At 69.3% G+C, this 15267-nt stretch carries 14 protein-coding genes; 3 read left to right on the top strand and 11 right to left on the bottom strand.

Going from position 1 to position 15267, the window contains the following annotated elements:
- Window positions 1-123: 123 nt before the first annotated feature.
- The 5 genes from BLQ75_RS16085 to BLQ75_RS16065 form a co-directional block, all read right to left on the bottom strand.
- Window positions 124-882, bottom strand: coding sequence for a succinate dehydrogenase/fumarate reductase iron-sulfur subunit (locus BLQ75_RS16085; protein WP_092603156.1), 759 nt, complete (start codon window positions 880-882; stop codon window positions 124-126).
- Window positions 883-1189: 307 nt separating this feature from the next.
- Window positions 1190-3091, bottom strand: a complete 1902-nt coding sequence (locus BLQ75_RS16080) for a fumarate reductase/succinate dehydrogenase flavoprotein subunit (protein WP_092603154.1) — start codon at window positions 3089-3091, stop codon at window positions 1190-1192.
- Window positions 3092-3159: 68 nt separating this feature from the next.
- On the bottom strand, window positions 3160-3954 hold the full coding sequence (locus BLQ75_RS16075; RefSeq protein WP_092603152.1) for a hypothetical protein: 795 nt from the start codon (window positions 3952-3954) through the stop codon (window positions 3160-3162).
- A gap of 310 nt (window positions 3955-4264) precedes the next feature.
- Entirely contained in the window at window positions 4265-4612 is a 348-nt protein-coding gene (locus BLQ75_RS16070; protein ID WP_092603150.1) for an SH3 domain-containing protein, read from the bottom strand.
- 113 nt (window positions 4613-4725) lie between these two features.
- Window positions 4726-4908 carry a hypothetical protein gene (locus tag BLQ75_RS16065; protein ID WP_092603148.1) on the bottom strand — a complete coding sequence of 61 codons (183 nt, stop codon included), beginning with the start codon at window positions 4906-4908 and terminating at the stop codon, window positions 4726-4728.
- A gap of 304 nt (window positions 4909-5212) precedes the next feature.
- Here BLQ75_RS16065 and BLQ75_RS16060 point away from each other — a divergent pair, with 304 nt between their 5' ends.
- Both BLQ75_RS16060 and BLQ75_RS16055 read left to right on the top strand, forming a co-directional pair.
- Window positions 5213-6205 (top strand): aldo/keto reductase, encoded by a 993-nt coding sequence (locus BLQ75_RS16060; protein ID WP_092603146.1) that lies wholly within the window; start codon window positions 5213-5215, stop codon window positions 6203-6205.
- 196 nt (window positions 6206-6401) lie between these two features.
- On the top strand, window positions 6402-6611 hold the full coding sequence (locus BLQ75_RS16055; protein WP_092603144.1) for a DUF2188 domain-containing protein: 210 nt from the start codon (window positions 6402-6404) through the stop codon (window positions 6609-6611).
- A gap of 146 nt (window positions 6612-6757) precedes the next feature.
- Here the strand turns inward: BLQ75_RS16055 and BLQ75_RS16050 are convergent, their stop codons facing one another.
- The 3 genes from BLQ75_RS16050 to BLQ75_RS16040 form a co-directional block, all read right to left on the bottom strand.
- The gene (locus tag BLQ75_RS16050; RefSeq protein WP_170837532.1) at window positions 6758-7681 is read right to left on the bottom strand and encodes a 5-oxoprolinase subunit C family protein; all 924 of its coding nucleotides are present in this window, start codon (window positions 7679-7681) and stop codon (window positions 6758-6760) included.
- The gene (locus tag BLQ75_RS16045) at window positions 7678-8289 is read right to left on the bottom strand and encodes a 5-oxoprolinase subunit B family protein (RefSeq protein WP_092603291.1); all 612 of its coding nucleotides are present in this window, start codon (window positions 8287-8289) and stop codon (window positions 7678-7680) included. The genes BLQ75_RS16050 and BLQ75_RS16045 overlap by 4 nt, the downstream gene beginning before the upstream one ends.
- 188 nt (window positions 8290-8477) lie before the next feature.
- Window positions 8478-9254: a LamB/YcsF family protein gene (locus BLQ75_RS16040; protein ID WP_092603140.1), complete on the bottom strand. Its 777-nt coding sequence runs from the start codon at window positions 9252-9254 to the stop codon at window positions 8478-8480.
- 328 nt (window positions 9255-9582) lie between these two features.
- Between BLQ75_RS16040 and BLQ75_RS16035 the strand changes: the two genes are divergently transcribed.
- The gene (locus BLQ75_RS16035) at window positions 9583-10986 is read left to right on the top strand and encodes a GNAT family N-acetyltransferase (RefSeq protein WP_092603138.1); all 1404 of its coding nucleotides are present in this window, start codon (window positions 9583-9585) and stop codon (window positions 10984-10986) included.
- Window positions 10987-11210: 224 nt separating this feature from the next.
- Here BLQ75_RS16035 and BLQ75_RS16030 read toward each other — a convergent pair whose 3' ends face one another.
- From BLQ75_RS16030 to BLQ75_RS16020, 3 genes are all read right to left on the bottom strand, one after another.
- Entirely contained in the window at window positions 11211-12398 is a 1188-nt protein-coding gene (locus BLQ75_RS16030; protein ID WP_092603136.1) for a 3-hydroxybenzoate 6-monooxygenase, read from the bottom strand.
- 252 nt (window positions 12399-12650) lie between these two features.
- Window positions 12651-14594, bottom strand: coding sequence for an anthranilate synthase family protein (locus BLQ75_RS16025; protein ID WP_092603134.1), 1944 nt, complete (start codon window positions 14592-14594; stop codon window positions 12651-12653).
- Window positions 14591-15247: an isochorismatase family protein gene (locus BLQ75_RS16020; protein ID WP_092603132.1), complete on the bottom strand. Its 657-nt coding sequence runs from the start codon at window positions 15245-15247 to the stop codon at window positions 14591-14593. Before BLQ75_RS16020 ends, BLQ75_RS16025 begins: the two co-directional genes overlap by 4 nt.
- Window positions 15248-15267: the final 20 nt, after the last annotated feature.

The raw sequence follows: 15267 nt of genomic DNA, 5'->3' as shown, positions 1-15267 counted from the left end.
GGGGAGCTACGTGGCGTAGTGCCTACTCGATGTCTCCGGGCCCACTCGTGAGCCCGCGCGAGGTTCCGCCAAGCGACCAGCTACGCAGGCGGCGGAACCACCGTACAGCGCGAAAGTACCGGACTACCGGTTCTTACGCCGGAACAGCCTCCCCAGGGGATCGTAGCGCTGGTCGGCCAGCCGCTCCTTGAGCGGAATGAGCGCGTTGTCGGTGATCCCGATGTGTTCCGGACACACCTCGGTGCAGCACTTGGTGATGTTGCAGAACCCGAGCCCGTGGTCTCCCCGGGCTTCCTCCGGACGGTTCCCGCCCTTCTCCTCGTGGGAGTCCAGCGGGTGCATCTCCAGCTCCGCCACCCGCATCAGGAACCGAGGCCCGGAGAACGACTCCTTGTTCTCGGAGTGATCACGGATCACGTGGCAGGTGTCCTGGCACAGGAAGCACTCGATGCATTTGCGGAACTCCTGGGACCGCTCCACGTCCCGCTGGTGCATCCGGTACTCACCGGGCTCCAGCCCCCCGGGAGGGCTGAAGGCGGGAACCTCCCGCGCCTTGACGTAGTTGTAGGAGACGTCGCAGACGAGATCCTTGATCACCGGGAAGGTGCGCATCGGGGTGACCGTGATGGTCTCCTCCTCGCCGAAGAGCGACATCCTGGTCATGCAGGTCAGCCTCGGCCTGCCGTTGACCTCGGCGGAGCAGGAACCACACTTGCCCGCCTTGCAGTTCCAGCGCACCGCCAGGTCCGGGCACTGGGTCGCCTGCAACCGGTGCAGCAGGTCCAGCACCACCTCGCCTTCCTCCGCGTCGACCTCGTAGTCCCGCAGCTCTCCCGAATCGGCGTCACCACGCCAGACCCGCAGTCGCGCCCGGTATCCCATTTCCACAGTCCCTTCCATGACACTCGCCTGCAGACCAGCCGGTACTCGCGCGCTCGAACCGGCGGCGAGTACCGAAGTACTCGTCGAGCCCGGATTCGCGGGAAACGTGGTAGCCGGTCGTTTTCCTCCCGCGCCGCAGCGCCGAATCCCCATTCACACGACTCGCACCGCCGCGGGCTCTGCCGCGTGCGCTCCCGCACGCAGGGCCCGACGTCGCGTAACGGCTACCCGATGTCGGACCCGGCCCCGGTGAGAGCCGTGCGCGAGATTCCACCGCGAACCCCACGGAACCGAGCCGACCGCACCGCTAGGACGGTGTTCTCACCACGGCGAGCTCCTCCTCGGTGAAGTACTTACCCAGTTCCTCCGGTGAGAACAGCCGCATCAGGTCCTCCCGCATCGGGGGTTGCGGGTGCTCGGTGACCTCCACCGAGCCGTCCCGCAGCTCGCAGCCGAGCAGCGTGCCGCGCCACTTCGGATTCATGCTCGGGTGGTCGTCACGGGTGTGTCCGCCCCTGCTCTCGGTGCGACGCAGCGCCGCCGACGCCACGCACTCGCTGACCGCGAGCATGTTGCGCAGGTCCAGGGCCAGGTGCCAGCCGGGGTTGAACTGGCGATTGCCCTCCGGAACGGCCAGCCGCGCCGCCCGCTGTCTGATCTCGGCGAGCTGCTCCAGCGCGGAGCACATCTCCGCGCCGTCACGGATGATGCCCACGAGTCGGTTCATCACCTGTTGCAACTCGGCGTGCAGCGAGTAGGGATTCTCCTGCCCCCGCGTGTCGGTGACCTCGAACGGCGCGAGCGCCGAGTTCACCGCGTCGGTGACGGCGGCTTCCGACACCTCGGGGTGCTCCCCGCCCAGGGCGGCGATGTACTCCGCGGCCCCGGCCCCCGCTCGCCTGCCGAAGACCAGCAGGTCGGATAGTGAGTTCCCCCCGAGCCGGTTGGAACCGTGCATCCCACCGGCCACCTCACCGGCGGCGAACAGCCCCGGCACCGAGGAGGCGGCGGTGTCCGGATCGACCTCCACCCCGCCCATCACGTAGTGGCAGGTCGGGCCGACCTCCATGCGCTCGCTCGTGATGTCCACATCGGCCAGCTCCTTGAACTGGTGGTGCATCGAGGGCAGCCTGCGCATGATCTCCTCGGCGGAGAGCCTGCTGGCGACGTCGAGGTACACCCCACCGTGGGGTGTACCCCTCCCCTCCTTGACCTCGTTGTTGATCGCGCGGGCGACCTCGTCGCGCGGCAGCAGCTCCGGGGGCCTGCGGTTGTTGTCCGGATCGGAGTACCACCGATCGGCCTCGTCCGGCGTGTCGGCGTAGGAGTCCTTGAACACCTCGGGGATGTAGTCGAACATGAAGCGTCTGCCCGCCGCGTCCCGCAGCACCCCGCCGTCGCCGCGCACGGACTCGGTGACCAGGATTCCCTTCACGCTGGGCGGCCAGACCATCCCGGTGGGGTGGAACTGCACGAACTCCATGTTGATCAGCCGGGCGCCCGCGCGCAGGGCCAGCGCGTGCCCGTCCCCGGTGTACTCCCACGAGTTGGAGGTGACTTTGAAGGACTTCCCGATTCCACCGGTGGCGAGCACCACAGCCGGGGCCCGCAACCGCACGAACCGGCCGCTCTCGCGCCAGTAGCCGACCGTTCCGGCGACACGACCGCCGTCCAGCAGCAGATCGGTCACGGTGAACTCGGCGAACACCCGCAGCCCGGCCTCGTAGTCGCCGTGTTCGGCGTGATCGGCCTGCTGCAGCGAGACCACCTTCTGCTGCAGCGTGCGGATGAGCTCCAGCCCGGTGCGGTCCCCCACGTGGGCGAGCCGGGGGTACTCGTGACCGCCGAAGTTGCGCTGGCTGATCCGCCCGTCGGCGGTGCGGTCGAACAGCGCCCCGTAGGTCTCCAGTTCCCACACCCGTTGCGGCGCCTCGGTGGCATGCAGCTCTGCCATGCGCCAGTTGTTCAGAAACTTGCCGCCGCGCATGGTGTCGCGGAAGTGCACCTGCCAGTTGTCGCCCGAGTTGACGTTGCCCATGGCGGCCGCGATGCCGCCCTCGGCCATGACGGTGTGCGCCTTACCGAACAGCGACTTGCACAGCACGGCGGTGCGCAGCCCGTGTGAGCGCGCCTCGATCGCGGCGCGCAGTCCTGCCCCGCCCGCCCCGATCACGATCACGTCGTAGTCGTGACTTTCGATGTCGGCCATGTGCCGGTTTCCGATTCCTCGTCCGAAGGGGTTTCACGGCGCCGCCGCGTGCCCGGCGTGCCGAAGGGTCAGTTGAACAGTCGCGGGTCCGGGAACGCGCCGGCGGCGATGAGCATCACGTAGAGGTCCACCAGCGCCACCGACAGCAAAGAGGCCCAGGCCAGCCCCATGTGGTGGCCGTTCAGCCTGCTAACCAGCGTCCACATCCGGTAGCGCACCGGGTGTTTGGAGAAGTGGTTGATGCGGCCGCCGATCAGGTGCCTGCACGAGTGACAGGACAGGGTGTAGCCCCACAGCAGGACGACGTTGATCAGCATGAGCAGCGTTCCGACCCCGAATCCGAATCCGCCGTCGGGACCGCGGAAGGCGATCACGGTGTCGTAGGTGAGCACGCCCGCCACCAGCAGCGCCGCGTAGAAGAAGTAGCGGTGCACGTTCTGCATGATCAGTGGGAAGCGCGTCTCGCCGGTGTAGCGGCGGTGCGGCTCGGTGACCGCGCAGGCGGGTGGTGACGCCCAGAACGAGCGGTAGTAGGCCTTGCGGTAGTAGTAGCAGGTCAGCCGGAAACCGAGCACGAACGGCAGCACGAACACCGGAGGCGGCACCCAGGGGGCCAGGTCCGGGAAGGGGGTTCCGAGGTGACTGGCGCCCGGCACGCAGGCATCGCTGAGGCAGGGCGAGAAGAACGGCGCGAGGTAGTGGTACTCGGGCACCCAGTACCACTGGTTCATGAAGGTCCGCACCAAGCCGTAGACGACGAAGGCACCGAGCCCGAGCGCCGTGCCCAGCGGCGGCAACCACCACCGATCGGTTCGCAGGGTCCGGACGCGCCGAAGGGCGGATGTGGTTGTGGGAGCGGACATGCTCGACCTCTTGGACCTTTTTCGTTTCGGTTTCGAGGGGATCGGTTCGACGGGACCTCGCTTCTGCTCCCCGTTCGGGAGGCCGCGACGTCGAGCGGCTGCTACGCCACGTCGGGTTCTCCTCGCGAGCGGGCACGCGGGAATTCGCCTGCGGTGCTGGTACTGCCGAGCGGTGGGTGTTCCGGTGCCGGTAGCCCCGTCGCCCGGTCGTCGTCCTGGCCCGAGAGCTAGCTCCACGGGGCGAGGTGGCCGGTCGTCACGGGACGCGGCAGCACCACGTCGCGGGTCACGGGGCCCGTCGTGAGCGGGTTCAATCGTTGCGCGGTGACTGACCACCCACCCCTTCGTCGTCCACGCCCTGCCACCACGAGGGGTCGTAGGGCGTGTCCGGAACCTCGATGATGTCCCGCTGCCCGCTCTCGCGTTGCGTGGACATCCCCCGGTTCGCGGTGTTCACCGTCGAGGTGCCGGAACGCTGGCGCGGCGGCCCCGGTACGGCGGTCGAGAGCTCGGAGACGTCGATCTCCAACCGCTGGAGGTCGTTCTCGATGCGCCGTACCACGGCGACGTCGCCGTACCTGCCGTAGAGCTCGTCGACGCCGGTACGCAGCTGCGACAGCGCACGCAACACGTCACCCAGTTCAGCTGTCGAGGACATTCGCAACACCTCGCGTTCCCGCTCCGGTCACCGAACGACTCTGCACGAACCAAGCATACGTGACAAGAGACACATGTGATTCACAGCGCACCGAATGGACGAGGGTTCGCCTCCTACCCTCCGAAGAGGTGGCGCACGAAGATGACCAGTGACTGGAACACGAAGGCGACGCTGTCGAACAGCATCACCGACCCCTGCCGAACAGTTCCCGCGGCCGCGACCGGATCACGCACCACCAGGTAACCGACCGCGATCGCCGCGAACGCCACCAGAACGAGCACGCTCCTGCGGTCCACTCCCGACCTCCGTGTCTCGAACGACCGCGAATCGTGACCACCCTCGCACGGGCGGCCGTGCCACGGAGAGCGCAACGCCGGGAATCCACCGTTTCGTGCCAACGGGACCTCCTCACGCCGGTCTTCCCGTGTGCCGCCGCGCCGGGAGCGCCCGCCCCGGAAACAGCGGGCGGACTCGTGTCCCGGTGTCGCTTTCGGCCGACCGCGAACGAACACACCCGACCACGAGGCACCGCCACCACCCGCGCGCGGGCATACTCGAGGGCCGGAGACGATCAGACACGCACGAACGCGGAGACGGCGAATGCGGCAACGCGCGCTGGGCAGCCAGGGCCTGCGGGTCAGCGAGCAGGGCCTGGGCTGTATGGGAATGACATTCGGATATTCGGGGCGGAACGACGAGGAATCGGCCGCCACCATCCGCCGTGCCCTGGAGCTGGGGGTGAACTTCCTGGACACGGCGGACATGTACGGCCCGTGGAGCAACGAACGCCTGCTGGGCGAGACACTGGCCGGTCACCGCGACGAGGTGGTGCTGGCCAGCAAGTTCGGCAACGAGGTGGACGAGAACGGCGAGCTCACGGGCAGGACCAACGGCAGGCCGGAGTACCTGCGCGCGGCCGTGGACGGATCACTGCGGCGGCTGGGGGTCGATCACATAGACCTGTACTACCAGCACCGGATCGATCCCGACGTACCGATCGCCGAGACCTGGGGCGCGATGTCGGAACTGGTGCGGCAGGGCAAGGTACGTTACCTGGGAATCTCGGAGGCGGCCCCGGAGACCATCCGGAAGGCCCACGCCACCCACCCGGTCAGCGCGGTGCAGACCGAGTACTCGCTGTTCAGCCGCGACCCGGAGGACAACGGCGTGCTGGACACCTGCCGGGAGCTGGGCATCGGTTTCGTCGCCTACTCCCCACTCGGACGCGGCTTTCTCTCCGGCACGATCCGCTCCTTCGAGGACCTGCCGGAGGACGACTGGCGGCGGACCGCGCCGCGGTTCCGGGGGGAGAACTTCCGGCGCAACCTCGACGTGGTCGACCGGGTCCACGAACTGGCGCACCGGAAGGGCGTCTCGGCCTCGCAGCTGGCCCTCGCGTGGGTGATGGCACGGGGTGAGGACGTCGTGGCCATCCCCGGCACCAAGAAGCGCCGCTACCTCGAGGAGAACGTGGGAGCCGTGGACGTCACCCTCACCACGGAGGACCTGGAGGCCATCGAACGGGTGGCACCGCACGGCGTGGCCTCGGGGGAGCGCTACGACGAGGGCGGCATGAGCAAGGTGCACCTCTAGAATCCGGCTGCCCCGAGCAGGTGATCGCCGAAGCGGCGGCCGGGTGGCGCCTCGCCGGGCCACCGGGCACGTCGAGCGGCGACCATTGACGAACCGGGCGCCGAATTGATCACCTCGGGTGACCACGGTGGTGGTGTAGACGCGTTCCGACGCGGGTACGCCGGAGCAGGACGTTTCCCCTTCCGGAAAGGCAAGCATGGGCCAGCGACACGTCGTTCCCGGAGGCGGTGTCGGCGGTTGGAAGGTGGTCGGGGCGGCCACCGGCTCCACCGAGTCGAGCACCAGCACTCAGGCGGACGCGATCGACGAGGCACGCAAGCAGTTGGAGGACTCCGACGGCGGGGAGATCCTCATCCACGGCGTGGACGGATCGGTCCGCGACCGGCGGACCGTGCAGCCGAGCTGATCGGGGCCGGGGTGGCTCCGGTGGTCGACGAGGAAGCCACGAACCGCCGGAGCCACCACCCCACTCGGTCGCCGGGAACGGCACCACGGTGTGGTGACGCGTCGGTGCCCGTGTTCACGTTGCCTGGCGTTCCCGGCGATTCCCGTTCACGGCTCGGATTCCTCCACCGCGCGGAACCACAACCGCTGTCCGGGACGGGCCTGCGCGGCGGTGGGAAGATGCGCGGACGGCACCACGGCGATCACGGGGTATCCCCCCGTCACCGGGTGGTCGGCCAAGCAGAGCGTGGGCCGCCCGTCGGGCGGCACCTGCAGTGCGCCGCCGACCATCCCCTCGCTGGGCAATTCCCCTGTCTCGCGGCGCGGCAGCGAAGGCCCGGAAAGCCGCATCCCGACACGGTCGCTGTCCTGGGTGACCACGAAGGGTTCGCCGAGCAGTCGGCGCAGTGCTTCCCGGGTGAACCAGTCCTGCCGGGGACCCAACCGCACGGACAGGGTCAGATCACCGCCGGGGGGCGTGGCGATCGGTGCCGCGTCCACGCGGGGGAATCCGCCGTGCGGTTCCCCGACCGGCAGTACGCTGCCCACCTCGAGCGGCCGGGGGCCCAGTCCGGCGAGGGTGTCGGTGGCGCGGGACCCGAGTACCGGGGGCACTTCGACACCACCACGCACCGCCAGGTAACCGCGCATCCCCGTCCGGCACTGCCCCACGCGCAGTTCCGACCCGTTCCCCAGGGTCAGCACGGTGTGGCTCGCCGCCGTCCGGCCGTCCACTGTGACGGGGAACGAAGCCCCCGTCAGCGCGACGACGAGCGTGCTCCGGGCACGCACCCACAGTCCCCCCAGTGTGACCTCCACGGCCGCGGCGCCCTCGGTGTTCCCGACGAGCCGGTTGGCCAACCGCAGCGAGCGCCGATCGGCGGCCCCGGACACCCCCACTCCCGTGGCGGCCAGCCCGGTCCTGCCCAGGTCCTGCACGGTCGACAGCGGGCCGGACCGCAGCACCTCCAGTTCCCGCCCGGTCCTCCCACCGGAGGTGGCGCCGATCGTAGCGGGATTCGGGCCGGTCACGATCCCTCCTCGAATCGCACCCGAACGCCGGGGCGCAGCAGCGCGGGCGGGTCACGGTCGGTTCGCCAGATCTCCAGCTCGGTGCGGCCGATCAACTGCCACCCTCCCGGCGACGCCTTCGGGTACACACCACTGAACTTTCCCGCCAGTCCCACCGAACCCGCGGGCACGCTGGTCCGGGACTCGCCCCTGCGCGGGACCTCCAACCTCGGGTCACCTCCCACCAAATAACCGAATCCGGGAGCGAACCCGCCGAACGCGACCCGCCACTCGGTTCCGGTGTGCGCGCGCACCACCTCGCGACGCGAGAGACCGGTCAGCCGGGACACCTCCCCGAGGTCGGCACCGTCGTAGACCACCGGCACGGTGAGCAACCCGCGATCGACGAGCTCTCCCCCGGTCAGCGGCGCCTCACGGATCACCTCGACCAGCGCCCGCCGGTCGGCGTGCTCGGGATCCAGCGACACCAGCAACGTCCGCGCGGCGGGAACCAGATCCACCACTCCGGGCAGCGTGCGCTCGGTGAGCGCGGCGTGCAGCGCCAGCACCTGGTCGAGGTCGTCCAGCTCCACCAGCAGACCGGAATCGGCGCAGGGAAGTATCCGCACCACACCTCCTGCGATCCTCTGTTCGTCCCGGCGACCGGGACGGCCACCCGCACACCGGCCGGGGCTCTTCCTCTTCTTGCTCTCGCGGGCGAGGCCCCGAGCGACGTAGTCCTCACTCGACGTCGCCTCCATCCCGAACGGGAACCGGCGGGATGTTCCGCCGAGGAACCCGAACCGGGAACCAGGTCTCACCGCCCCACTGGGTCGGGGGGCGGCGGCGCGAACGGCTCGATCGGGGTTCCCCCCTCGGCCAGCTTCCCGCGCACCGCGCGGGCGATCTCCACCGCGTCGGGGGTGTCACCGTGCACGCAGAGCGAATCCGGCGACAACGACAACGGAGTCCCGTCCACCGCCTCGATCGGTCGACCTCGCACGATCCGCAGGCAGCGGTCGGCTATCAGCTCGGCGTCGTGCAGCACCGCGCCCGGGCTCCCCCTCGGGACCAGTGTCCCCTCCGGGGTGTAGGCGCGATCCGCGAAGGCCTCGCGGTGGACGTCCAGACCGGACTCCGCGGCCAGTCGCAACCACTCCGAACCGGGCAGTCCGAGCACGGCCATGCCTGGGCGGAACCGGCGCACCGCCTCCACCACGGCCTCGGCCTGGGCGGTGTGGGAGACGATGGTGTTGTACAGCGCGCCGTGCGGTTTGACGTAGGTGACCGCCGTGCCCGCCACCCTGGCAAGCGCGTCGAGCGCACCGATCTGGTAGATCACTTCGTCGACGAGTTCGCCGGGGTCCACGTCGATGAACCTGCGGCCGAAACCGGCCAGATCGCGGTAACCGACCTGCGCCCCCACCGCGACGCCACGCGCGGCCGCACCGGAGCAGGCTCGACGCAGCGTTCTCGGGTCCCCGGCGTGAAATCCGCAGGCGACGTTGGCGCTGCTGACGATGTCCAGCAGCGCGGTGTCGTCACCCAGTTCCCAGCGCCCGAACCCTTCGGCCAGGTCCGCGTTGACGTCCATGGTGGGAAACCTTTCACGAGATCGTGGGCGTGATCATAGGACTCCGGACTCGGCGCTGCCCACCGGACGTGCGTCTCGCACCCGCCGTCGGGGACACGGTGTTGGAGACACGGTGTGAACGAGGTTCTGCCCGCCGGGAGTTCCTGCCCGGACTCGAAGGACCGAGGCCACCGAACGATCGCGCCCCTGGGGCAGAGCTGGCCTCTACTCGGATCGTGGGTGCGTTCGCGCGCACCGTGCGAGGAACCGGTGAGTGAGGTCGGCTGTTTTTACTCGCGTGTCATCGTCGACGGTCTCGGAGGTAACAACCACCCCCCAGGCTGGAGACATGATCGAACGGGACTCCGGGGAAACCGACCACGGCAGGGCGCTCCGGCGCGTGGCTTCCGGGCGTTCGTCCAGCTGGTGGGGGCTCGCCGTGGTGGTGCTCGGCACCGCGCAGCTCGCGCTGTCGCAGCTGGACGCGGCGCGCGGCGCCGCGTGGTCACTGACCGTGGGCGGTCTGGTGTGGCTGTTGGTCTCGGTCACGCGCGAGACGATGTCGCGGATCGCCGGAAGGCCGTGCGGAACCTCCGGACGACGGCGGATCGCCGGTGAGCCCACTACCGTGGAGCTGGCCGGGTCCGGCGACCGGGCGTTGTGGCGGGTGCGTGCCTCGGTCAGCGACGAACCCGGCGGTCTGGCCTCGCTGGCGGACCGGCTGGCCCGGTTGGGCGGCGACATCCGAACCATGCAGGTGCACCCGGTCACCGACGCCGCGGTGGACGAGTTCCTGCTGCACCTGCCCGCCGAGGTCGGGCACACCGAGCTGGTCGGGGCGGTCGCCGAAGCGGGAGGGCGGGAGGTTATCGCCGAACGCACCGGACCTCGCGAGCTCGACGACGTACCGACCAGGGCACTGCGACTGGCTACCGGGCTGATGGACGGAACCGACGACCTGCGGAGCGCCCTGCGGCCACTGCTGGGGGATGTCGAGGTGCGCTGGCTGGGGTCCGCCGAGGAGGCGGGCACGGGCATCGGCGAGTTGGCGGGGCACTCGATCTGCCTGGAACACCCCGACGGCGGGGTACTGCTGCTGCGCAGGGGGGTCGGCGAGTTCACTCCCGCCGAGTTCGCCAGGGCACGCGCGATGACCGAGCTGGCGGCGATCCGAACGGCGCGGGCGAGCCGCACCGTCGAACACCGCACGGCACGCGACGGCTCGGAGTTCGCGGTGCGCGGCGCCGACCGCTCCGACCTGGCCGGAGTTCGGAGGCTGCACGAGAACTGTTCGAGCGCCAGCAGGCATCGTCGCTACTTCGTCGGGGGCACCCCCACGCGACGACAGCTCGAAGTCCTGCTCACCCCGGCCCTGGGCAGTACGACGCTGGCCACCTCGCCGGACGGCGAAGTGGTGGCGATGGGCGGTCTCGACCACGACGGCACCACGGGTGAGCTGGCACTGCTGGTACGCGACGACTGGCAGGGGCTGGGAGTGGGCTCGGCACTGCGGGACGCGCTGCTCGCCCGCGCCCGCGAGCTCGGGCTCGGCACAGTCCGCGCGCTGACCCAGTTGGACAACACCGCCATGGCGCGCACCCTGCGCTCGGCCGGGTTCAAGCACGTCGGAGCGGACGAGCCCGGTGAGTGGTCCTGGGCACTGGAGTTGCGGGAGAACTTCCGCCACGGCGGAACCGCCCCCGAGGCGGACAGGCCGGTAAGGCGCACCCTCGCCGAGACCAGCCCCTGCTGAGATCCCGTCCCCGGAGGCGTCGCTCCACCCGCGTTCGAGCACCTGCCGGGACACCGACTCCCTCGGCGGGCCATCACCACCCGGGTTCCGGGGGATCGCCGGTGTCCAGGAGAGCGAGAGCTCCACGCCCCCTCACCCCGAAGACGGGAGCTTCCCCGGCGGCCGACTCGTCCGGACCTTCGTACTGGTCCGGACGAGTCGGGATACCTCCCGCCGGTCGGGACTCAGGCGAACGCCGCCTCCCCGACCCGGGTGCCGTGCAGCCAGGCGACCTTGTCGTGAAGCTGCTCAGTGGACAGCGCCCGCAGCATGGCGTTGCGCTCCGTGGCCGCCTCGCCCTCCGGATGGTAGAGCTGTCGGCCCATCTCCCTGGAGACGAACTGCGCCCAGGCGGTGCGCGAACGCCGTTGCTCGTTGAACGTCTCCAGGCGGCCCGGTACCTCGGAGACGGAGCAGTCGAGCAGACCGCCCAGCACCACGGCGTCCTCCAGAGCCATGCACGCCCCCTGCGCCGCGTACTGCAGCATCGGATGCGCCGCGTCCCCGACCAGCAGGACCCGGTCGTCCGCCCACTCGTCGACGGGATCGCGGTCGCAGAGCACCCAGGACTTCCAGTCGGTCCCCAGCTCCAGCAGCCTACGGGCGTCCCCGGTGAACTCCGGGAACTCGGACAGCACCAGATCCCGTTCGACCGGCTCGCCGATCACTTCCTCCGCCGCGTCGTTGTCCCGCGTGACGGCGAGGTTGAGCAGTTCGCCGCCCCCGATCGGGTAATGCACGAAGTGGCACTTGGGTCCGGCCCACAGCGTGACCGAGTTCCAGCGCAGTTCCGGGGGAACCTGTTCCATCGGAATCACCGAGCGGTAGATGGTGTGTCCCGATATCCGCGGCGCTCCGTCCCCCACCAACTGGCCCCGCACCGAGGAGCGGATACCGTCGGCCCCTATCAGCGCGGCACAGGATATGCGCTGCCCGCTCTCGAGCACCGCCACGACGGTCTCCTGGTCGTGGTGCTCGTAGTGGGTCACAGCGGCGTTCGGCCGCAGCTCGATGGCGTCGGACGCCCGACAGGCGTCGAGCAGCGGCCGGTATATGTCGATGCGGTGCACCACCGCGTACGGGTTGTCGAACCGCTCCCGGTAGGAGCCGGTTACCGGCATTCTCGCGACGGCCTCTCCGGTGACACCGTCCATGAACCGCAGTTCGGCTATGTGCACCGCCAGTTCCCTGACTCGCTCACCCACTCCCAGGCGGTCCAGCGCGTGGAAGGCGTTGGGACCGAGCTGTATTCCCGCACCGAGTTCGGTGAACGTCTCCCTCCGTTCGAGCACGACGACCTCGTGTCCTTGTTCGGCGGCGGCAAGGGCGGTCGCCAGACCGCCGATCCCACCACCGGCGACAGCGATATACATGTCACTATTCCTTCTGTTCCACTGGTTCGAAAACGATTCGCACGAATACTTCCGTTCACGCCCCGAAGAACCAGAAAAGCCGCACCGGAAAGAGATGGTCCGAGAATTTCGGCCACTTTTCCGAAGTCCTCCGGGAATCCCCGAAGGGGGCGCTGCCCCGCCTTCCGGGGACGAGTCGTGAATTCCCGCCCTCGGGACCGCTCCCGCGACTCACGGGGAGGCTCTCCGCGAGTCCCCCGCGGAGTCGCGGGTTCACACGGGACGCCGCTCCACCAGCCGGGAAGCACTGTCCGAGCCGGCCCAGCACCCAGTCACGAGCTCCCGGATGATCCGGGGGCCGTCCACGGTCAGCACCGATTCGGCGTGGAACTGCACGGAGGCGAATCCCTGCCCCCGCAGGGCGTGCACCTCACCGTTCACCGGGTCCCTGCTGACCTCGACGACACCGCCCACGGACGGTACGAACTCGTCGGAGTCCGCCCGTGCCGCGAAGGTGTTGTAGAAACCGACCCTCTCGAACGAGCCGAACAGGTCGATCTCGTGCTGGGCCCCCTGGTTGGGATGCTCCCGGCGGATGATGGGAAGCCCCAGCAGCGAGCTCAGCACCTGGTGGCTCAGGCAGACCGCGACGAAGGGTTTACGACTGGAGAGCAGTCGCTCGATCGTGGCCCGCAACACCGCGATCTTGTGGGAGGCGCCGTCGGTGGGGTCCCCGGGACCGGGCCCCATGACGACGAGATCGTGCGAATCGATCGAGTACGGTTCGTCGAAGCGCCGCACGGTGACCGACAGCCCGAGGGACCGGAGCTGGTGCCCGATCATCGACGTGAACGTGTCCTCCGCGTCGACCACCAGCACGTCGAGTCCGGTCAGTTCCGGGACGAGCTGATTACGGTCTCCTTCCCCGCTCAGCCAGAACTTGGCTATCGAGGAGTTGCGCTGCTCCAACGCGTCGCGCACGCTGGGGTGGTTGTCGAATCGCTCACGTGTGCCGGGCTGCAGCGCGGCGAGCATTCCGGCCGCCTTGGCCCGCGTCTCGGCCACCTCCGACTCCGGCTCCGAGTCCCGCACCAGCGTGGCCCCGACACCGATGCGCAGCCTGCCGTCGCCGTCGATGTCGGCCGCCCTGATCAGGATGGACGAGTCCAGGGTGCGTCCACCGCGTGCGTCGCGGCCGATCAGCGCGGCCACTCCGCTGTAGTACCCGCGCCCGGCGGGCTCGTAGCGGCGGATGACGCGCGCGGCGCTCTCCAGTGGACTTCCGGTCACCGTCGGCGCGAACATCGTTTCGCGCAGGATCTCCCGGACGTCGCGCGTGCTGTGGCCGTGGACGAAGTACTCGGTGTGCGCCAGCCGAGCCATCTCCTTCAGGTGCGGTCCCGTCACCCGGCAGTCCCTGTCGCAGATGCGGCTCATCATCTTGAGCTCCTCGTCGACGACCATGTAGAGCTCGTCGACCTCCTTGGAGTCGTCGAGGAAGTCCAGCACTCCGGACAGGCTCGGCCCCGATTCCGGGTACCGGTAGGTGCCGCTTATGGGGTTCATGACCGCGTGCTCGTCACGCAGGCTGATGTGGCGCTCCGGCGAGGCGCCGACGAACGTGCGCCGGCCGGTGTGGACCAGGTAGGTCCAGTAGGCTCCCGACTCCCCTTCCAGCAGCCTGCGGAAGACCGTCAGCGCCCGTGCGGTGGAGTAGTCCGAGATCTCGGCCACGAAGGAGCGCTTGAACACGAAGTTCGCACCCGCTCCGCTGCCGATCTCTTCGTCGATGATCCGCCGCACCGTGGCCGCGTAGGTCTCGTCGTCGACGTCGAAGTGCCCGTTGGTCAGTTCGATTCCGGTGTCGGGCACCCGCGCGAACAGCTCCGCGGTGGACAACCGCTGCTGGTCCTCGACGCTGAGGGCTATCAGCGGCGCGTCCTCGTCCGGTGCCTCGAACCCCCGCTCGGCGATCTGCCGGTACGGGACCAGGGTCAGCAGGTCGTGCTCGTCACCCTGGCCTTCCCGGCTCGTGGTGGGCAGGTCGGGCACCGGCAGCTCGGCCAGGCTCCCGACTGTCGAGACGGAACCACCGAGCACCTCCACCACGTCCGGTCCCGTGGTCTCCGGGCGGTGCAGCAGCGCGAACGGCGTCGGGGCGTCCCCGAGGACGGTGCCCAGCAGGTCGGCGGTGTCGGGGTGCTGCCTGTCGGTCATAAGGCGACCTCCGCGGTGTGCAGCTCGGTGTTGACCGAGGCCGTCGTGGTGACGACGGCGCAGCGGGCCGCCGCGTAGTCGACGGCCATCCGGTGGTACTCCGGGGAGAAGTCGGCCACCGCGTCGGCCACGAGGAACGGCTGGATGTCGTTGGTGAACGCGTCGACGGCCGACATGAGCACGCCGACGTGCGCGTAGACCCCGCACAGGAGCAGCTGGTCACGCCCCGATTCCCGGAGCATCGCGAGCAGATCGCTGGCGAAGAAGGCGCTGTAGCGCCACTTGGTGAAGACCCGGTCTCCCTCCCTCGGGGCCAGGGGTTCGACGAGCTCGCGGTCCTCGGGTCCACCGCTCATTCCCGGTCCCCAGAAGTCCTGGAGGAGGCCGCGCTGCTCGGTGGTCATGTCCCCCGGTTGAGCCGTGTAGGCGACGGGAACGCCCAGCTCGGAACAGCTGTTCCGTAGTGAGACGATGTTGTCGACCAGGCTCCGGCCGGGCTCCCGGTCGGAGGGGAGCGGTTTCAGGAAGTACCGCTGCATGTCGTGGACCAGCAGTACGGCGCGGTCGGGATCCACCGTCCACGGTGCGGTGTTGGCGGGCAGGTCGTCGCCGGTGGGCATGGGGTACGGCGTGATCGTCGGTATACCGGTCATTGATTCTCCCTTTCGGGATG

The organism is Actinopolyspora xinjiangensis (assembly GCF_900104475.1).
Taxonomy (GTDB): Bacteria; Actinomycetota; Actinomycetes; order Mycobacteriales; family Pseudonocardiaceae; genus Actinopolyspora; species Actinopolyspora xinjiangensis.
Note: the sequence above shows the minus strand (reverse complement) of the source record. Positions and strands in the feature narration are given on the sequence as shown.

What these genes read in the sequence shown, in the direction of transcription:
- BLQ75_RS16085 (WP_092603156.1), bottom strand. Translation starts at nt 882, where the DNA reads ATGGGATACCGGGCGCGACTGCGGGTCTGGCGTGGTGACGCCGATTCG.
- BLQ75_RS16080 (WP_092603154.1), bottom strand. Translation starts at nt 3,091, where the DNA reads ATGGCCGACATCGAAAGTCACGACTACGACGTGATCGTGATCGGGGCG.
- BLQ75_RS16075 (WP_092603152.1), bottom strand. Translation starts at nt 3,954, where the DNA reads ATGTCCGCTCCCACAACCACATCCGCCCTTCGGCGCGTCCGGACCCTG.
- BLQ75_RS16070 (WP_092603150.1), bottom strand. Translation starts at nt 4,612, where the DNA reads ATGTCCTCGACAGCTGAACTGGGTGACGTGTTGCGTGCGCTGTCGCAG.
- BLQ75_RS16060 (WP_092603146.1), top strand. Translation starts at nt 5,213, where the DNA reads ATGCGGCAACGCGCGCTGGGCAGCCAGGGCCTGCGGGTCAGCGAGCAG.
- BLQ75_RS16055 (WP_092603144.1), top strand. Translation starts at nt 6,402, where the DNA reads ATGGGCCAGCGACACGTCGTTCCCGGAGGCGGTGTCGGCGGTTGGAAG.
- BLQ75_RS16040 (WP_092603140.1), bottom strand. Translation starts at nt 9,254, where the DNA reads ATGGACGTCAACGCGGACCTGGCCGAAGGGTTCGGGCGCTGGGAACTG.
- BLQ75_RS16035 (WP_092603138.1), top strand. Translation starts at nt 9,583, where the DNA reads ATGATCGAACGGGACTCCGGGGAAACCGACCACGGCAGGGCGCTCCGG.
- BLQ75_RS16030 (WP_092603136.1), bottom strand. Translation starts at nt 12,398, where the DNA reads ATGTATATCGCTGTCGCCGGTGGTGGGATCGGCGGTCTGGCGACCGCC.
- BLQ75_RS16025 (WP_092603134.1), bottom strand. Translation starts at nt 14,594, where the DNA reads ATGACCGACAGGCAGCACCCCGACACCGCCGACCTGCTGGGCACCGTC.
- BLQ75_RS16020 (WP_092603132.1), bottom strand. Translation starts at nt 15,247, where the DNA reads ATGACCGGTATACCGACGATCACGCCGTACCCCATGCCCACCGGCGAC.